This window comes from Morganella psychrotolerans, from assembly GCF_965118875.1.
Lineage (GTDB): Bacteria > Pseudomonadota > Gammaproteobacteria > Enterobacterales > Enterobacteriaceae > Morganella > Morganella psychrotolerans_C.
The window spans coordinates 14,632-30,340 of sequence record NZ_CBCPJD010000014.1; the positions used below are offsets into that span (position 1 = coordinate 14,632).

Annotated in this window: 15 protein-coding genes and 1 tRNA gene; 10 read left to right on the plus strand and 6 right to left on the minus strand. The window is 48.5% G+C overall.

Annotated features, from left to right (window positions below; translation table 11 throughout):
- Window positions 1–18: 18 nt before the first annotated feature.
- From tssF to ACMHKJ_RS13965, 6 genes are all read left to right on the plus strand, one after another.
- Window positions 19–1,782 carry a type VI secretion system baseplate subunit TssF gene (gene tssF / locus ACMHKJ_RS13940; RefSeq protein WP_413494799.1) on the plus strand — a complete coding sequence of 588 codons (1,764 nt, stop codon included), beginning with the start codon at window positions 19–21 and terminating at the stop codon, window positions 1,780–1,782.
- Window positions 1,746–2,846: a type VI secretion system baseplate subunit TssG gene (tssG, locus tag ACMHKJ_RS13945; RefSeq protein ID WP_413494800.1), complete on the plus strand. Its 1,101-nt coding sequence runs from the start codon at window positions 1,746–1,748 to the stop codon at window positions 2,844–2,846. Before tssF ends, tssG begins: the two co-directional genes overlap by 37 nt.
- Window positions 2,821–3,381, plus strand: a complete 561-nt coding sequence (tssJ, locus tag ACMHKJ_RS13950; RefSeq protein WP_413494801.1) for a type VI secretion system lipoprotein TssJ — start codon at window positions 2,821–2,823, stop codon at window positions 3,379–3,381. Before tssG ends, tssJ begins: the two co-directional genes overlap by 26 nt.
- A gap of 3 nt (window positions 3,382–3,384) precedes the next feature.
- Window positions 3,385–3,813, plus strand: a complete 429-nt coding sequence (gene tssE, locus ACMHKJ_RS13955) for a type VI secretion system baseplate subunit TssE (protein ID WP_067369958.1) — start codon at window positions 3,385–3,387, stop codon at window positions 3,811–3,813.
- A 27-nt stretch (window positions 3,814–3,840) separates the two neighbouring features.
- Window positions 3,841–5,199 carry a VasL domain-containing protein gene (locus tag ACMHKJ_RS13960; RefSeq protein WP_413494803.1) on the plus strand — a complete coding sequence of 453 codons (1,359 nt, stop codon included), beginning with the start codon at window positions 3,841–3,843 and terminating at the stop codon, window positions 5,197–5,199.
- 114 nt (window positions 5,200–5,313) lie between these two features.
- Window positions 5,314–6,063: a hypothetical protein gene (locus ACMHKJ_RS13965; protein ID WP_413494805.1), complete on the plus strand. Its 750-nt coding sequence runs from the start codon at window positions 5,314–5,316 to the stop codon at window positions 6,061–6,063.
- 271 nt (window positions 6,064–6,334) lie between these two features.
- Here ACMHKJ_RS13965 and ACMHKJ_RS13970 read toward each other — a convergent pair.
- From ACMHKJ_RS13970 to ACMHKJ_RS13990, 5 genes are all read right to left on the minus strand, one after another.
- Window positions 6,335–6,410: transfer RNA gene (locus ACMHKJ_RS13970), tRNA-Ile, on the minus strand.
- Window positions 6,411–6,606: 196 nt separating this feature from the next.
- On the minus strand, window positions 6,607–8,502 hold the full coding sequence (gene rpoD, locus ACMHKJ_RS13975) for an RNA polymerase sigma factor RpoD (RefSeq protein ID WP_413494807.1): 1,896 nt from the start codon (window positions 8,500–8,502) through the stop codon (window positions 6,607–6,609).
- Between the two features lie 136 nt (window positions 8,503–8,638).
- Window positions 8,639–10,381: a DNA primase gene (dnaG, locus tag ACMHKJ_RS13980; protein ID WP_413494808.1), complete on the minus strand. Its 1,743-nt coding sequence runs from the start codon at window positions 10,379–10,381 to the stop codon at window positions 8,639–8,641.
- Window positions 10,382–10,492: 111 nt separating this feature from the next.
- Window positions 10,493–10,708 (minus strand): 30S ribosomal protein S21, encoded by a 216-nt coding sequence (gene rpsU / locus ACMHKJ_RS13985; protein WP_004240446.1) that lies wholly within the window; start codon window positions 10,706–10,708, stop codon window positions 10,493–10,495.
- 306 nt (window positions 10,709–11,014) lie between these two features.
- Entirely contained in the window at window positions 11,015–11,191 is a 177-nt protein-coding gene (locus ACMHKJ_RS13990; RefSeq protein WP_413494810.1) for a hypothetical protein, read from the minus strand.
- Between ACMHKJ_RS13990 and tsaD the strand changes: the two genes are divergently transcribed.
- A complete protein-coding gene (gene tsaD / locus ACMHKJ_RS13995; protein ID WP_067369941.1) occupies window positions 11,175–12,194 on the plus strand; it encodes a tRNA (adenosine(37)-N6)-threonylcarbamoyltransferase complex transferase subunit TsaD in 1,020 nt (339 codons plus the stop codon). The genes ACMHKJ_RS13990 and tsaD overlap by 17 nt on opposite strands.
- A 32-nt stretch (window positions 12,195–12,226) precedes the next feature.
- On the opposite strand, the gene plsY is transcribed toward tsaD, so the two are convergent.
- A complete protein-coding gene (gene plsY, locus ACMHKJ_RS14000) occupies window positions 12,227–12,883 on the minus strand; it encodes a glycerol-3-phosphate 1-O-acyltransferase PlsY (protein ID WP_413494811.1) in 657 nt (218 codons plus the stop codon).
- A gap of 109 nt (window positions 12,884–12,992) precedes the next feature.
- On the opposite strand from plsY, the gene folB reads away from it, so the two are divergent.
- The 3 genes from folB (at window position 12,993) to hypB (ending at window position 15,704) form a co-directional block, all read left to right on the plus strand.
- Window positions 12,993–13,349 carry a bifunctional dihydroneopterin aldolase/7,8-dihydroneopterin epimerase gene (gene folB / locus ACMHKJ_RS14005; RefSeq protein WP_413494813.1) on the plus strand — a complete coding sequence of 119 codons (357 nt, stop codon included), beginning with the start codon at window positions 12,993–12,995 and terminating at the stop codon, window positions 13,347–13,349.
- 121 nt (window positions 13,350–13,470) lie between these two features.
- The gene (gene bacA, locus ACMHKJ_RS14010; RefSeq protein WP_413494815.1) at window positions 13,471–14,292 is read left to right on the plus strand and encodes an undecaprenyl-diphosphate phosphatase; all 822 of its coding nucleotides are present in this window, start codon (window positions 13,471–13,473) and stop codon (window positions 14,290–14,292) included.
- 251 nt (window positions 14,293–14,543) lie between these two features.
- On the plus strand, window positions 14,544–15,704 hold the full coding sequence (gene hypB / locus ACMHKJ_RS14015) for a hydrogenase nickel incorporation protein HypB (protein ID WP_413494817.1): 1,161 nt from the start codon (window positions 14,544–14,546) through the stop codon (window positions 15,702–15,704).
- Window positions 15,705–15,709 lie beyond the last annotated feature (5 nt).

A 15,709-nucleotide genomic window follows, 5' to 3' on the forward strand; every position in this document is an offset into this window, starting at 1 on the left:
GACTAAGGTAATTTATTGATGGACGATCTTACTCTCCGCTATTTTGATGCGGAAATGCGTTATTTACGTGAGGCAGCGAAAGAGTTTGCGCAGGCTCATCCGGATCGCGCCGCGATGCTTGATCTCGATAAAGCGGGTATTCCGGATCCGTTTGTGGAGCGCTTGTTCGAAGGGTTTGCGTTTTCCATGGGGCGTCTTCGTCAGAAAGTTGATGATGATTTGCCTGAATTCACCGAAGGATTGGTCAGCTTGCTCTGGCCGCACTATTTACGCACTATTCCGTCATTATCTGTGGTTGAGCTGGCACCGGATATCCGGAAAATGAAAATGACAGAACAGATTATATCCGGGTTTGAAATCCTCTCCCGCCCGGTCGGTCCGAAAAAAACAGTCTGTCGTTACCGGACAACCCGCAGTCTGCCATTAAACCCGTTGTCCATATCCTCTGTTTATCTCACCACTGAGCCGGACGGGCGCTCGGTTATCCGCGTCAGCTTCCGTTGCAGCGATACGATTGACTGGACGCAGACAGATCTCAGCCGCCTGTCGTTTTATCTGGCAGGTGATATTCCGACGACCAGTGCGCTGCACCTGGCGCTGACCCGGCAGGTTGCCAAAATTTGTCTGCGTCTGCCGTCCGCGCCGGACAGGATAACGCTGCCGCTCTGGTTCTCGCCCGGCGGTTTCGGTGAAGCAGACCGGTTATGGCCGAAAGGTGACACGGCGTTCAGTGGCTATCAGCTGTTACTGGAGTATTTTTCCTTCCGCGAAAAATTTATGTTTGCAGAGCTGAACGGACTGGAAGAGGTCACTTTTCCGGAGGATACCCGTGAATTTGAGATGGATATTATTTTAAATACATTATGGGACAATGATTTATCACTGAGTTCTGATAATTTTCGGCTGCATTGTGTGCCGGTAATTAATTTATTTGATATTGAAGCCGATCCGCTCACGATCAACGGAACGGAAAGTGAATATCTGTTGCGTCCCCGCCGTATCCAGGACGGACATACTGAAATCTATTCCGTGGACAGTGTTCATGGCTCACTGCGTACGGATGAGGCAATTTATGTGCCGTTCACCAGTTTCCGTCACCGTGGCGGGATGCTGCGCCGCAGCGCACCGGAGCGCTATTACCATACCCGGGTCAAACGGGGTGTCACCGGTCTGCATGATACCTGGATTATCCTCGGCGGTGCTGCACGTGAGAGTGACTCACTGCCGGAAACAGAAACAATTTCCCTGCAAATTACCGGAACAAACGGACAGTTGCCGCGTAAAGCGTTACAAAGCACGCTTCTGGACCGGACCGGAATGTCTATTCAGATCCCGCTGACTATCCGTAACCTTTGTAAGCCAACCCTGCCGGTATATCCTCCGGCCGAAGATCGTTTTCACTGGCGGGTACTGAGCCATCTTGGTTCCGGCTTTCTGAATATGATGGATAACGCAGAAGTCCTGCGGGGAACACTTGCACTTTATGACTGGCGGGATGATGACATGAATCACCGCAAACTGGAGGCGATTGTGCAGGTCTGCCATCACCTGATTGAGCGTTTTGAGAAAGGTTTTTTACAGCGCGGAATCGACATTGAAGTGACGGTGGACAGTAACGGGTTCAGCGGAGACGGTGATATTCATCTGTTTGGTGAAATGCTTAACAGGTTCTTTACGCTGTACAGCGATGTGCATTTATTTAATCAGCTGACACTGGTTGTATTACCGACAGGAAAACGACTGAGATGGACAGAAAATCACAATCCTCAGCTGCCCCGCTGATTGACGCGCTGGGGGACAGGCTCCCGTATTATAATTTTTACCGTTTTTGTCAGTTACTGGAGCAATCCTGTCCCGACAGACCCCCGCTGGGCAGCTCGCAGGATCCGGCTGATGACCCGGTCAGGTTCCGCCCGCACCCGGGAATGGGATTTCCGGTCACAGAACTGAAAGGACGGGATCCGGATGACCGCTACCGCAAAAGTAACGTCCCGGGCATCCGCACCACCTTTACCGGGCTGTACGGAATAACCTCACCGCTGCCGACACATTATCTGGATGATATTGCTCAATACCGTGACGGTACAGATTCCCTGACAGATTTCCTGGATATCTTTAATCACCGGCTGACAACTCAGTTTTACCGGGTCTGGCGCAAGTATTCCTATCCGGCGACATTTGGTGCCGGGGGCCGGGATGAAACCTCACAGTATCTGTTCGGACTGATTGGGCTGGGTATCCCGGGCTGCGCTGAAAACAGCCCGGCACCACTTTCACGGTTTCTGGCACTGTTGGGGACGATGCGTTTACCGACCCGGACCGCAGAAGGTATTTGCTCACTGGTAAACCTGCTGGCACCGGAAACACAGGTTCAGGTTGTGGCGCATGATCCGCGGCGGATTCAGCTGGATAACCCGGTAACAATGTCATGTGCCCGCCCTCTGACACTGAAGCATAAACCGGTGATGGGCCGCAGTGCCACGGATGTTAACAGTCAGGTACTTATCCGTCTGACAACAGAAAATGCAGATGAAGCAAAACAATGGTTACCGGACGGGCAGATTTATCAGGATTTTATGGCCTTGCTGCATATTTATCTGGGTGCCAGAGTTAATGCCCGCCTGCAACTGAGTGTGCCACGTCATTTATTACCGGATGCCGCACTGAGTGTGCAATCAGGAAGTGGCGCACAAATCGGCAGGACGGCAGTAATGAAATCAAACAGTGGCACGGCATCACTAAAAGCGGTGAAAACCATGGTAACTATCGGGCTGGGTCGCTACCAGCGTTTAACACCTTACTATCAACAGAAAGAGGCTGATGAAAATGGCAATTACCGGTTCTGATCGTGTTACGTGTTTTATCCGTAAAACAGCTGCCGGGTCGCTGCTGTGTCCGGTTCTTTTTCTGGCAGGCTGCGGGTTAACACAGACCATCAGTGATGGCACTGTGGAGATGACTAAATCTGTTTTTTATAAACAGGTAAAAGTGCTGCACCTGGATTTTACTGCCCGTAACGCGCTGAATACGGATGATGAAGGCGCTTCATTATCGGCGATTATCCGGGTTTACCAACTGAAAACGGAAGATGCATTTGCATCCGCCGATTACCCGTCACTCTTTGCAACAGACAGTGAGGTACTGACAGAAAGCCGCCTGGCACAAAAAGATATCCGGATAAGACCGGGCGAGTCCATTTCGCTGGATATGCCGATGGAAAAAGAGGCGCAATTTGTGGCGGTTGCCGTGATGTTCCGCTCACCGGATCAGATAGAAAACAGCTGGCGGGTGGTTATTGCGCGCGATGAACTGGAGCCTGATTCGCCCCGTAAACTTGAATTGTCAGAAAACACACTGTCACTTATTCCGCTCAAGAGGTAAATCATGTCACAACCTTCACTCTATGAAATGGTGACCGGTTATTTTGCCGGCGGTCTGCCGGTGGACAGTGTCGCAGAAGATGAACAGGTGATTTTGTCTGTCCTGGATAATATCCGCCGTATTCTTAACTCGCGGGCAGGGACATTGAGCCATCTTCCGGATTATGGTTTGCCGGATATGAGTAAATTATTACAGGGACTTCCCGGCACCGCACATGGTCTGATGCAGGTTTTGTCTGCCACATTGCTGAAATATGAACCGAGAATTAAATCTGTTTCACTGGTCTTATTGCCGCCCGGCGAATTCGGTTCGCTGAGCTACGCGCTGGAAGCGGAACTGCATGAACAGGGGCTGGTGCGCTACGGAACGGAATTTGTTCCTGACGGGCGGATAATGATCCACCATCTGAAAACACAACATTTTGTTTCCTGACGTATGTTATTCAAATCCTGATTAAACATGATTGAGGTTATTGTGAAAGCGCAGCTCATTTCTCTTCGCACAGGTGGCGATCCCCGGACATTAAGTGAATTCTCTGAACTGAAAAATGAAATGCATAAGCAGTTTCATCCGGCCAGACCGGATGTGGACTGGGAAGCCGCACAGGTACTTTGTCTGACTATTTTCACCCGCAATGGCGTCGATTTGCGCACTGCGGCATGGTATGCACTGGTGCGTTTGCATCAGGATGGTATCACCGGGCTGAATGATGGATTGCAAGTTATTGCACCGCTGATTGAGCAACACTGGCAAACATTCTGGCCGCACCAGACTCATGCCCGTATTGAAATCCTTGCTGATTTCACACGTCAGGCGATTGCCGGGATGCGGGGCATTACCCCTGTGTACAATGATCTTTCTGCACTGTATCAGGCTGAATCGTTACTGTCACAGCTCTGTCAGACACTGGAACGGCTTGAGCTGAAGCACTTAACACAATCAGAGAAATTACATTCACTGGTATATACGCTGGCGTATCAGCTCGAAAATGCAGATAGCACCAACAGTGCGGATGAGCCGTTTATTACCCCGGAGCCATCAGTCTCCCCCGTTATTCCTGTGATGAACTCGTTACCACATCCGTCACCGGCGCCGTTACGGGGATTAAATCAGAATGATATCGCGCCGGCTATCCGGCAAAAAAAAATATTCCGCCGTGGGATCATTGTCGGTTTATTCTCCGGCATTATTCTCAGTTCCGTTATTGTCAGCGCAACTGTTTTTCTGCAATCACCTTCCGCTGAACCACTGACAAGCGCGATGCCATATTTACCTGATTTTGATGCAACAACAGAAAATATACTGGCTCAGCATCTGGTCACGGATTCTGTGTTTAATAACGAGGCACTGAATACGCTGGCAATACAGCTTCGTCAGAACGGCACAGTTTCTCCTGTATGGTTTCAGTTATATGGAAAGCAGCTAACAGATTATTTATTACGTCATTACAGTGAAGAGAATGAGGTTAAAAGTGTGGTACAGGAGTGGCAAAAAACAATTGAAACTAATGCCGTGCCTGAAAATAAACTGATCCCCTGGTCTGAAGGCATGGCGCAGCTTGATGCATTAAGTAAGCGGCTGGATACACTGGACAGCAAGCCCCGCAGCTATATTACCGGTTCAGAACTGAAATCTGTTATTTTTAATGCGCGACAATATTTCTACCGGGGAATACCTCTGGAAGAAGAATTGCGGTTATTAGCATTAAAGCAACAGGAAGGGGCGGTATCTGAAGCCGAATATCAGAAAATTGATACACATTTTCAGCAATTACTTAATCGCTATGCGCTAATCCGCTTTTCCGGGAAGGCGGATTGAAATGGTATTTATGTTTTTTAATGCCGGTGATATACCGGCGGAATATGACATGTGCAAATTACTATTCAGTTAAGAAGATTCTGCTGAGGCACTAATAATATAAGGGAGTTATTTATGGAAACGTTCGGCATAGTCACCCTAATAGTTGTCATTATCGCTCTTTTTTTACACTGGCGGTTTACTGGCCATAAAACAAAAAATACGGGTGATTGTTCTTTTAAAAGTTTCTATGACATTAATGATTATGTATCCGATATTAATTCGGCAGTATTTGATGCGCGCCGTTGCCGGACGCTGGTGGATAAAATTGAGCACTGCCGTAAGCTGACTCATTTGTGTGAGGGGATTTTCGGTGATTATGAAGATAATGATATTTACCACGAACTAAGTAAAACGCTGGATAAATCCTTTATTTTCCGGTACTCGGCGTTTATTACTCCCTATCCGGAGCCTCAGACAGAAACGGCACTGGAACGTATTTATCTGACCCGGACGAAACAACTTTGCCCGGAAAATATGCTACGTCATCACTTCGATGGCTGTTATATTTCCGATGAAATGCCGGAAGAGATTAATATCGCCATCGATAATTTTTTTTCGCTGATGAACAATGTAGCTTACGATAAAAAGACAGGTTATTACATTGAGTCTGATGATGAAATACCGGCGGTACTGACTAATACTATCCATAATATCACCCGGGATGATTTAATTGCATGGCTTGATGATGAGTTGGTTTTCCGCTCATTTTTAGCTGTCACGTTTTTAAATGCCTGCCGCGATAAGATTGAGGCAGAAGAGAAGGCAAAACTAAAAACAACAAATTCGGCGACGGTTAAAACAGGAGACAAAATAGTAAAATGAGATATGCAACGATTTTTCTGTTTTTTCTGTCTGCACACTTTGGGAAATAAAAGATCACCGTAAACGCCGCTGTATTTAAGAACGCCGGAAGCAGCGCGGCGTTGCGGGATTTTGAAAACTGAAATCAGAAGTAAAGAGAGAAAAGGGTAACTGACTGATAAAAAAGGAAGGATAAAAACATCCCCGCTGCCACTTTGCGACACTGACCACCAGATGTAAAAAAGCCACTCGGTAAAGAGTGGCTTAATATACTGATTTTGAAGCTAAAATTTGGTGGCCCCTACTGGGTTTGAACCAGTGACCAAGCGATTATGAGTCGCCTGCTCTAACCACTGAGCTAAGGGGCCAAAGAGCGTAAGATTATACTGCCAGTTGTTGGCGGGGTCTAGCTTTTCTTGTCTATATGACTGTTTTATGAGCGGAATATTGACTGTGGTAAATGGTTTGTAATTATAAATTGAGTAAACTGATTGTTCTTTATCCGCAGGATAAAAAAAGGCGCCGGATTAGCGGCGCCTGATACTTTACTGATGATTAACCGGATTACTCATCCAGGAAGCTGCGTAACACTTCAGAACGGCTCGGGTGGCGCAGTTTGCGCAGTGCCTTCGCTTCAATCTGACGGATACGTTCGCGGGTTACATCAAACTGTTTGCCCACTTCTTCCAGTGTATGATCGGTATTCATATCAATACCAAAACGCATACGCAGGACTTTCGCTTCACGCGGTGTTAAACCGGCCAGCACTTCATGAGTTGCTGAGCGCAGGCTTTCAGACGTGGCTGAATCCAGCGGCAGCTCAAGAGTGGTATCCTCGATAAAGTCTCCTAAGTGTGAATCTTCATCATCACCAATCGGCGTCTCCATAGAGATCGGCTCTTTAGCGATTTTCAGCACTTTGCGGATTTTATCTTCCGGCATCAGCATCCGCTCTGCCAGTTCTTCCGGTGATGGCTCACGGCCCATCTCCTGAAGCATCTGACGGGAGATACGGTTGAGTTTGTTAATCGTCTCAATCATATGTACCGGGATACGGATAGTACGGGCCTGGTCCGCGATAGAGCGGGTGATAGCCTGACGGATCCACCAGGTTGCATACGTTGAAAACTTATAACCACGACGGTATTCAAATTTATCAACTGCTTTCATCAGACCGATGTTCCCTTCCTGGATCAGATCCAGGAACTGCAGACCACGGTTGGTGTATTTCTTCGCGATGGAGATAACCAGACGTAAGTTCGCCTCGACCATCTCTTTTTTCGCACGGCGGGCTTTCGCTTCACCGATAGACATGCGGCGGTTGATATCTTTGACCTGTTCAATGGTCAGACCGGTCTCTTCTTCAATCATGCGCAGGCGTTGCAGGCTGCGCTGAACTTCTTCCGCAACGTCCTGAAGTTTTTCAGACCACGGCTTGTTCATTGCAATAGCAGCAGTAAACCAGGTATCACTGGTTTCGTTGCCGGTGAACAGGGTAATAAAGTTTTTCTTCGGCATTTTGCTCTGCTCAACGCAGAGTTTCATGATAAAGCGTTCCTGCAGACGGACTCTGTCCATCATTTCCCGCATTTTGCTGACCAGATAGTCAAACTGTTTCGGGACTAAACGGAACTCTTTAAATACATCAGAGAGCAGCTGAATCTCAGCATTAGAACTCGGATGGTCACGGCCGTTAAGTTTGATTTGCTTACGTGTTTTCTCATGTTGCACACGCAGCGCGTCAAATTTCTGACGGGCAAGTTCAGGGTCGATACTGTTATCAGTTTCTTCCTCTTCTTCTTCCTCGTCTTCGTCTTCGTCGTTATCGTCTTTGTTGAGTTCTGCAGCCGGCAGCTCGGAACCAATATTGGTTGCGGTCGGTGCCAGATCTTCTTCAGCATTAGGATCAACAAAGCCGGTAATCAGATCAGAAAGACGAACTTCGCCCGCTTCAACACGGTCGTACTGATCAAGTAAATAAGTAATTGCTTCAGGGTATTCAGCAACAGAACACTGAACCTGATTGATGCCATCTTCGATGCGCTTGGCGATGTCAATTTCGCCTTCGCGGGTCAGCAGTTCCACTGTTCCCATTTCGCGCATATACATGCGCACCGGGTCAGTGGTCCGGCCAATCTCCGATTCCACACTTGAGAGAACCTGTGCCGCAGCTTCAGCTGCATCATCATCGGTGTCTGTTGAATTCTCGGCCAGTATCAGATCATCAGCATCAGGTGCTTCTTCCATTACCTGAATGCCCATATCATTGATCATCTGGATAATATCTTCGATTTGATCCGAATCGACGATATCTTCTGGCAGATGGTCATTGACTTCAGCATAGGTCAGATAGCCTTGCTCCTTACCACGGGTGACAAGAAGTTTCAGCTGTGACTGCGGGTTTTGCTCCATAAGACGGTATCCACACTTCTGAGTATTTAGGTTTGTGTTGGTCGGCAAAACAACTTAGCCAGCAACAATAACAGTCAAGGTTTCATTTCATCAGCCATGGCCCTTGGTGACATGGCATGCAGGATCTATTCCTGCTATCAGCGGCACTTAAGCCGTTATAATTGTCATTATGTAATAATAATACTTATTGCCGGACCCGCACTAAAAGACTGACTTCTTTTCGCTCTTCCGGGGTCAGGCCTTCTGTCCGCTCTTTCGCGATCAGGAAGTTAAAACGGTCATTAAGGGCAGAAACAACCAGATGATTTAATGCATCTTTAAAGGTGTTTTCTGCTATCTCATCTATCTCTATATCGTTCCAGCTTGCCAGTTTTTCAAGCTGTGGCGCTAATTTATTATCGCGATAGCGCTCCAGCAACTGCCCGGTTGTCAGACCCGGCTGTGATAAACAGGTATCAATCAGTTCCCTGAATAATCCAAACCCGGCTATCTGGCTGGTATCAATGGATTCCAGTGGTGGTACAAACTGGGCAAACTGTGGATTTTGTACCAGCAGCGCTATCAGAATACGCATCGTGGTCGGTTTCAGCTTAGGTGCCTGATAACCTGTTTTTGACTCACTCTGACGGATAACGGCTTGTTTTAGCTGGGTAATATCCGGTAATCCGAGCAAGTTACCCAGATCCTGTAATAAATAAGCCTGCTGTGCTTCTCCCGGAACCTGACTTATCAGCGGCATCGCCAGAGCATTTAGCTTACTGCGGCCTTCCGGGCTGCTCATATCTACCTGACGCAGAAGTGAATCAAATAAAAACTGTGACAGCGTATGTGCTTCATTATTCTGGCGTTGCTCAAAGGCCTCGCGACCTTCACGGCGCACCAGTGAATCAGGGTCATCGCCGTCAGGTAAAAACATAAAACGTAACTGCCGACCGTCGTTCAGATGGGGCAGGGCAGTTTCGAGTGCCCGCCAGGCAGCTTCGCGTCCGGCGCGGTCTCCGTCATAACAACAAATTATGGTATCAGTTGTGCGATAGAGCAACTGTATATGCTCGGATGTTGTCGATGTACCGAGTGATGCCACCGCATAATTAATACCAAACTGCGCCAGTGCAACCACATCCATATAGCCTTCAACCACAAGGATTCGGGGCAGTTCGCGCTGACTTTGCTGTGCTTCATACAAACCGAATAACTGACGGCCTTTATGAAAAATATCTGTCTCCGGGGAGTTCAGATATTTAGGCATTGCATCATCAAGAACACGTCCGCCAAATGCAATAACCCGCCCGCGGCGATCACGGATAGGAAACATCACGCGCTCGCGGAACCGGTCATAACAGCGACCGTTATCATTGACCACTAACATCCCGGCATCCAGCAACTGCTGGCGGTCATCATCAGTGCGCGCAAAACGTTTGAGGACATTATCCCACCCTGCGGGGGCGTAGCCGATAGCAAACCGGCTGATAATTTCCTGACTTAACCCTCTGCGGTTCAGATATTCACGGGCGTGACCGGCATTTTGTGCCTGTAGCGCGTGGCGATAAAAGCTGTCGAGTTTCTCCATCAATTGATAGAGATTCTGGCGCTGATGTTTTTCTATCGGACTGCTGCCGCTTCCTGTTTCGTAAGGAACATCCAGCCCGTGCATTGCTGCTAACTCTTCGATAGCCTCGACAAAATCGAGCCGATCATAATTAAGTAAAAAATCAATAGCATTGCCGTGGGCACCACAGCCGAAGCAGTGGTAGAACTGTTTATCGCTGCTGACTGTAAAAGAGGGAGTTTTTTCGTTGTGGAAAGGACAACACGCCTGATGATTTTTACCGTGCTTCTTCAGCGGCACCCTGGCATCGATCAAATCGATGATATCGGTTCTCGCTAATAAATCGTTGATAAATGTGCGTGGAATGCGCCCGGCCATAGCCCCTTTTCGTCCGTCTGATAACGATAATAAGCCGCGCTTCCTTCCGGAAACACGGCCATTAACTGCAACTACTGCAGTCTGACTAAGTTGCGGCGTTGGCCGCAGTGATTAGTACAGACGAGTGCGACGTGCGTTTTCGCGAGCCAGTTTCTTAGCATGACGCTTAACAGCGGATGCTTTAGCGCGTTTACGCACAGTCGTTGGTTTTTCATAAAACTCACGACGACGTACTTCTGCTAAGACGCCTGCTTTCTCGCAAGAGCGTTTGAAACGACGCAGTGCAACGTCAAATGGCTCGTTTTCACGTACTTTAATTACCGGCATGTGCCTCTACCTCAATAAAATAGGTCTGTACTGGCGTTATGCCAGTTGTCTTCAAAATGGTGCGGAATTTTACTTCAATGTGACCCACGTTGTAAAGCATTGTGGATAATCAGGCAGAGAAATTTCCGGGATATATTCAGTCATACTGACAAAACAGGATCCACGCACCAGACAAGGGGTTTCATAGAGGAGGAAGAGTATAGCGGGTATGCGGTGATTTGTCAGCAACAGAAATCGTACCTGAGGGTAAAAGTATGTGGATAACTATAATTAACCTGTGAATAAACCATTTTCACTGAATAAAAATCAACCTGGAAATACCCCGTGTTTCACCTTAATACCTGTCACTGCGCCATTATGGTGATACACTGACGCCTTTACGGATGCGGATGCATAGCCATGTAAATATGTAGCCATGTTATCCGCCGCCAGTCCCGTCAGTTTTTGTTCCTGCGAGTTAAGCCCCATGCGAGTGTTAGGCATTGAAACATCCTGCGATGAAACCGGAATCGCAATTTATGATGATGAAGCCGGGTTACTGGCTAATCAGTTATACAGCCAGATAAAAGTCCATGCGGATTACGGCGGTGTTGTGCCGGAGCTGGCTTCCCGTGACCATATACGCAAAACAGTGCCGCTGATTCAGGCTGCGCTGAAAGAAGCGAATTTATCGGCTGAGGATATTGATGCTGTGGCGTATACCGCAGGACCGGGGCTTGTCGGCGCGCTGATGGTCGGAGCGACTGTCGGGCGGGCGCTTGCGTTTTCCTGGGATGTTCCGGCAGTACCGGTGCACCACATGGAAGGGCATTTACTGGCACCGATGCTGGAAGAAAATCAGCCTGACTTCCCGTTTGTCGCGCTGCTTGTTTCCGGTGGTCATACACAACTTATCAGTGTGACTGGTATCGGCGAATATACGCTTCTGGGTGAATCGATTGATGATGCCGCCGGGGAAGCGTTTGATAAAACGGCAAAATTACTGGGTCTGGATTATCCCGGCGGTCCGGCACTTTCCCGGATGGCTTTACAGGGCACTCCCGGACGCTTTGTTTTTCCGCGTCCGATGACTGATCGCCCGGGGCTTGATTTCAGTTTCTCGGGTTTGAAAACAGCCGCGGCTAATACCATTCATCAGAATGATGATTCCGATCAGACGAAGGCGGATATTGCGCGCGCGTTTGAAGATGCGGTAGTCGATACATTAATTATTAAATGCAAGCGCGCACTGGTGCAGACCGGTTTTAAACGTCTGGTGATGGCAGGTGGCGTGAGTGCCAACCGCACGTTACGTGAGCGTATGGCGCAGACACTGACAAAACTGGGCGGAGAAGCATTCTACGCACGCCCTGAGCTGTGCACGGATAACGGTGCGATGATTGCACTGGCCGGGATGATCCGCTTTAAAGGCGGGATGCGCAGCGGATTAGGTGTGACAGTACGTCCGCGCTGGCCGCTGGCAGAACTGCCGCCGCTGGATAAGTAACAGAAACCAAAAAGGCGCATCAGCGCCTTTTTTTAATCTTCTTTTTCCTGCTCTTTTACGTCCTGAATAATCTCTTTTTCTGTTTTTGCCCGTTTTTTCTTCAGCTTCTGCCAGATACGGCTCTCTTGTCCGCGCCACAGGCGCTGAATGTTGTCATGATGACGGATAAGCACAAGACAGGACAGCATCGCGACAGGAAAAGTAAACTCCGGTTTGAACCACCAGACATAAAAGGGGGCAACCAGAGCGCTTACAATCGCGCCCAGAGAAGAATAGCCGCTCAGCAGTACTGTCAGCAGCCAGGTTCCGGCTACCAGACCGGTCAGATCCCAGCCGATAGCAGCAATTGATCCGAATGCGGTTGCAACGCCTTTCCCGCCTTTAAAGTGGAAAAATACCGGATAGATATGGCCTAAACAGGCGGCAATAGCGATAATACCGAGGTAGAAATAAGGTATATTCAGAAGGTAAGCAAACCAGACCGGTAGCATACCTTTGAGCACGTCGAAGATGAGAACACCGGCAGCAGCCAGTTTTCCTCCGATACGCAGGACATTGGTGGCGCCGGGATTTCCGGAGCCGTGAAGGCGCGGATCGGGCAGTCCCGCAAGACGGCAGATCAGGATCGCACCGGAAACAGATCCCAGCAGATAAGCGAAAATGATCATGGCAAGCGCGATTCCACTCATGCCTTCCTCCTGATTGACAGTAAATTACAGTAATATAGTCTCCATGAATAATACGCATATTTCATGGGAAGTGATATCCGATGAGCATAAAAAAACGGGGTAAATGGGGATGGATGTTGTTTTTATTAAGAAACTTGTTGTTTTCACAACAATTGGTGCTTACGACTGGGAACAGGGTATCACGCAGAAACTGGTGTTCGATATCGAAATGCATTGGGATAATAAACGCGCATCAAAGAGTGATGATGTAGAGCATTGTCTTGATTATGCAAAGGTAAGTGGTGCAATTATGGATTATGTACAGTCAAAACGTTTCGCTCTGGTGGAACGTGTGGCTGAAGAGGTTGCCGGTCTGCTGCTTACCCGTTTTTGTACGCCATGGGTACGGATTTGTGTGGCAAAACCGGGTGCGGTTGCTCAGGCTGATGAAGTCGGGGTTATTATTGAGCGCGGGCGCAGTGTCTGAAACTGTCATAAACTGACTCCGTATGTCATTAAACTGTCATGTGGTCGTAATATTCTGATGTCCGAATCCGGCAATTCCGTTTCCGGGGTTGCCTTGTTTTTTCTTTTGCACAGGGCCTGATATGGGTGATTTTACAACATTACTGCATGCGTTGATTCTCGGGGTTGTTGAAGGATTAACGGAGTTTCTGCCGGTGTCATCAACCGGTCATATGATCATTGTCGGTGAGTTACTCGGCTTTACGGGTGATAAAGAAAAAACCTTTGAAGTGGTTATTCAGCTCGGCTCAATTCTCGCGGTTATTTTCATGTTCTGGCGGCGGATGTTTGCCCTTATCGGTATTCATTTCGGGCAGGTTCCTCATGAAGGACAGACTCAGGGTAAACTGAATTTACTTCACATTATTATTGCCATGGTGCCTGCTGTGGTGCTGGGATTATTACTGCGTGACCACATCAAAGCGCTGTTTAACCCGGTCAATGTCATGTATGCCCTGGTGGCGGGCGGTGTTCTGCTGATTATCGCGGAAGTATTCAAACCGAAAAAAGCACAATCTACCGGGCTTGATGACATCAGTTACCGCCAGGCGTTTGCGATAGGCTGTTTCCAGTGTCTGGCACTGTGGCCGGGCTTTTCCCGCTCGGGGGCGACTATCTCCGGCGGTATGCTGACCGGGGTTAACCGGTACACGGCATCAGAATTTTCCTTTATTTTAGCCGTCCCTATGATGATGGGCGCAACTGCCCTGGATTTATACAAGAGCTGGAGCTTCCTGAGCAGTTCAGATATCCCGATGTTTGCGGTCGGCTTTCTCTCCGCATTTGTAGTCGCACTGATAGCCATGAAGACGTTCCTGTCACTGATTAAGCGGATCTCCTTTATCCCGTTTGCGATTTACCGGTTTATTGTGGCGGCAGCCGTTTATGTGGTGTTTGTACACTAAATACACGGTGTTATCTTCTGCGCAGAAAAAATCCCGTTGACCTGCGCAAAGTCAAAGCGGGCAGACCGCAGATTTGCTACTAATATACGTAATAACGGATGCATACAGCCCGGTGATAGCTCACCGGACTGTATGCATAATATTTTATTTATGTTGACTGCCCGACACAGCGTGATCAGATGCTCTGCACCTGTCACGAATCTGACCACAAAGCCGCGCCGGAGCCAATAAATCGAGCAGGAGCCAGGATTATGTGCAGCACATGCGGTTGCAGTGAAGGAAACGTGCAAATTGAAGGTCACAGCCACGACCATCACGATCATCATGAACATCACCACGACGGTCACCACCATCACGACCATGAAAATTATTCCCGTCCCGTTATTATTCATCATCACCACTACCACCACAGCGGGGATGTAAATCACTATTACTATGGCGGCCGTGAAACCGGGCAGGATAATGAGCATGCAGCGCATGATGAACACCATCATGACCACGATCATTCTCGCGACCATGCACATGATCATAGCCACTCACATGATCACAACCATTCTCCTGAACATAGTCATGACCATGACCATGAGCACGGGCATGATCACAACCATTCCCACGACCACAATCATGAGCACGATCATGAGCACACCGCCGCATTTGCGCCGGTAGTTGATGACGACAATATGCATTACGGCATGGGCGAAGCCGGAACTCACGCACCGGGGCTGAGCCAGAAACGAATGGTACAGATTGAGATGGGCGTGCTGGATAAAAATAATCAGATCGCTGCACATAACCGCGAACACCTGAAAGAACAGGGAATTTTGGCACTGAATTTAGTCTCCAGCCCCGGTTCCGGTAAAACCACCTTACTGACCCGTACACTTAATTACCTGAAAGACAAAGTATCTTGCGCCGTGATTGAAGGCGATCAGCAGACCACCAATGACGCAGAGCGCATCCGCGCGACCGGTGTACCGGCAATTCAGGTCAATACCGGCAAAGGGTGTCACCTGGACGCTCAAATGGTGCATGATGCTATGCATCATTTGAAATTATCAGATAACAGCCTGTTATTTATCGAAAATGTAGGGAATCTTGTTTGTCCTGCCAGTTTTGATCTGGGCGAACAGCACAAAGTGGCGATTTTATCTGTCACGGAAGGTGAAGATAAACCGCTGAAATACCCGCATATGTTTGCAGCTGCTGATCTGATGCTGATTAATAAAATCGATCTGTTGCCGTATGTTGATGTCAATATTGAAGCCTGCGTAAATGCAGCGCGCCGTGTTAATCCGGATATTGATGTGATTGTTCTTTCAGCCTCAACAGGCGAAGGTATGGATGAGTGGGTGACCTGGTTACAAAACCGGCTGGGTGATATTGCACAGCAGCGCAGTACCGCCGCGGAATAAGGGAT

Bases quoted from the DNA above. Each gene is read 5' to 3' on its own strand.
- tssF (WP_413494799.1), top strand. From the start codon at position 19: ATGGACGATCTTACTCTCCGCTATTTTGATGCGGAAATGCGTTATTTA.
- tssG (WP_413494800.1), top strand. From the start codon at position 1,746: ATGGACAGAAAATCACAATCCTCAGCTGCCCCGCTGATTGACGCGCTG.
- tssJ (WP_413494801.1), top strand. From the start codon at position 2,821: ATGAAAATGGCAATTACCGGTTCTGATCGTGTTACGTGTTTTATCCGT.
- tssE (WP_067369958.1), top strand. From the start codon at position 3,385: ATGTCACAACCTTCACTCTATGAAATGGTGACCGGTTATTTTGCCGGC.
- ACMHKJ_RS13960 (WP_413494803.1), top strand. From the start codon at position 3,841: ATGATTGAGGTTATTGTGAAAGCGCAGCTCATTTCTCTTCGCACAGGT.
- ACMHKJ_RS13965 (WP_413494805.1), top strand. From the start codon at position 5,314: ATGGAAACGTTCGGCATAGTCACCCTAATAGTTGTCATTATCGCTCTT.
- dnaG (WP_413494808.1), bottom strand. From the start codon at position 10,381: ATGGCCGGGCGCATTCCACGCACATTTATCAACGATTTATTAGCGAGA.
- rpsU (WP_004240446.1), bottom strand. From the start codon at position 10,708: ATGCCGGTAATTAAAGTACGTGAAAACGAGCCATTTGACGTTGCACTG.
- tsaD (WP_067369941.1), top strand. From the start codon at position 11,175: ATGCGAGTGTTAGGCATTGAAACATCCTGCGATGAAACCGGAATCGCA.
- ACMHKJ_RS13990 (WP_413494810.1), bottom strand. From the start codon at position 11,191: ATGCCTAACACTCGCATGGGGCTTAACTCGCAGGAACAAAAACTGACG.
- plsY (WP_413494811.1), bottom strand. From the start codon at position 12,883: ATGAGTGGAATCGCGCTTGCCATGATCATTTTCGCTTATCTGCTGGGA.
- folB (WP_413494813.1), top strand. From the start codon at position 12,993: ATGGATGTTGTTTTTATTAAGAAACTTGTTGTTTTCACAACAATTGGT.
- bacA (WP_413494815.1), top strand. From the start codon at position 13,471: ATGGGTGATTTTACAACATTACTGCATGCGTTGATTCTCGGGGTTGTT.
- hypB (WP_413494817.1), top strand. From the start codon at position 14,544: ATGTGCAGCACATGCGGTTGCAGTGAAGGAAACGTGCAAATTGAAGGT.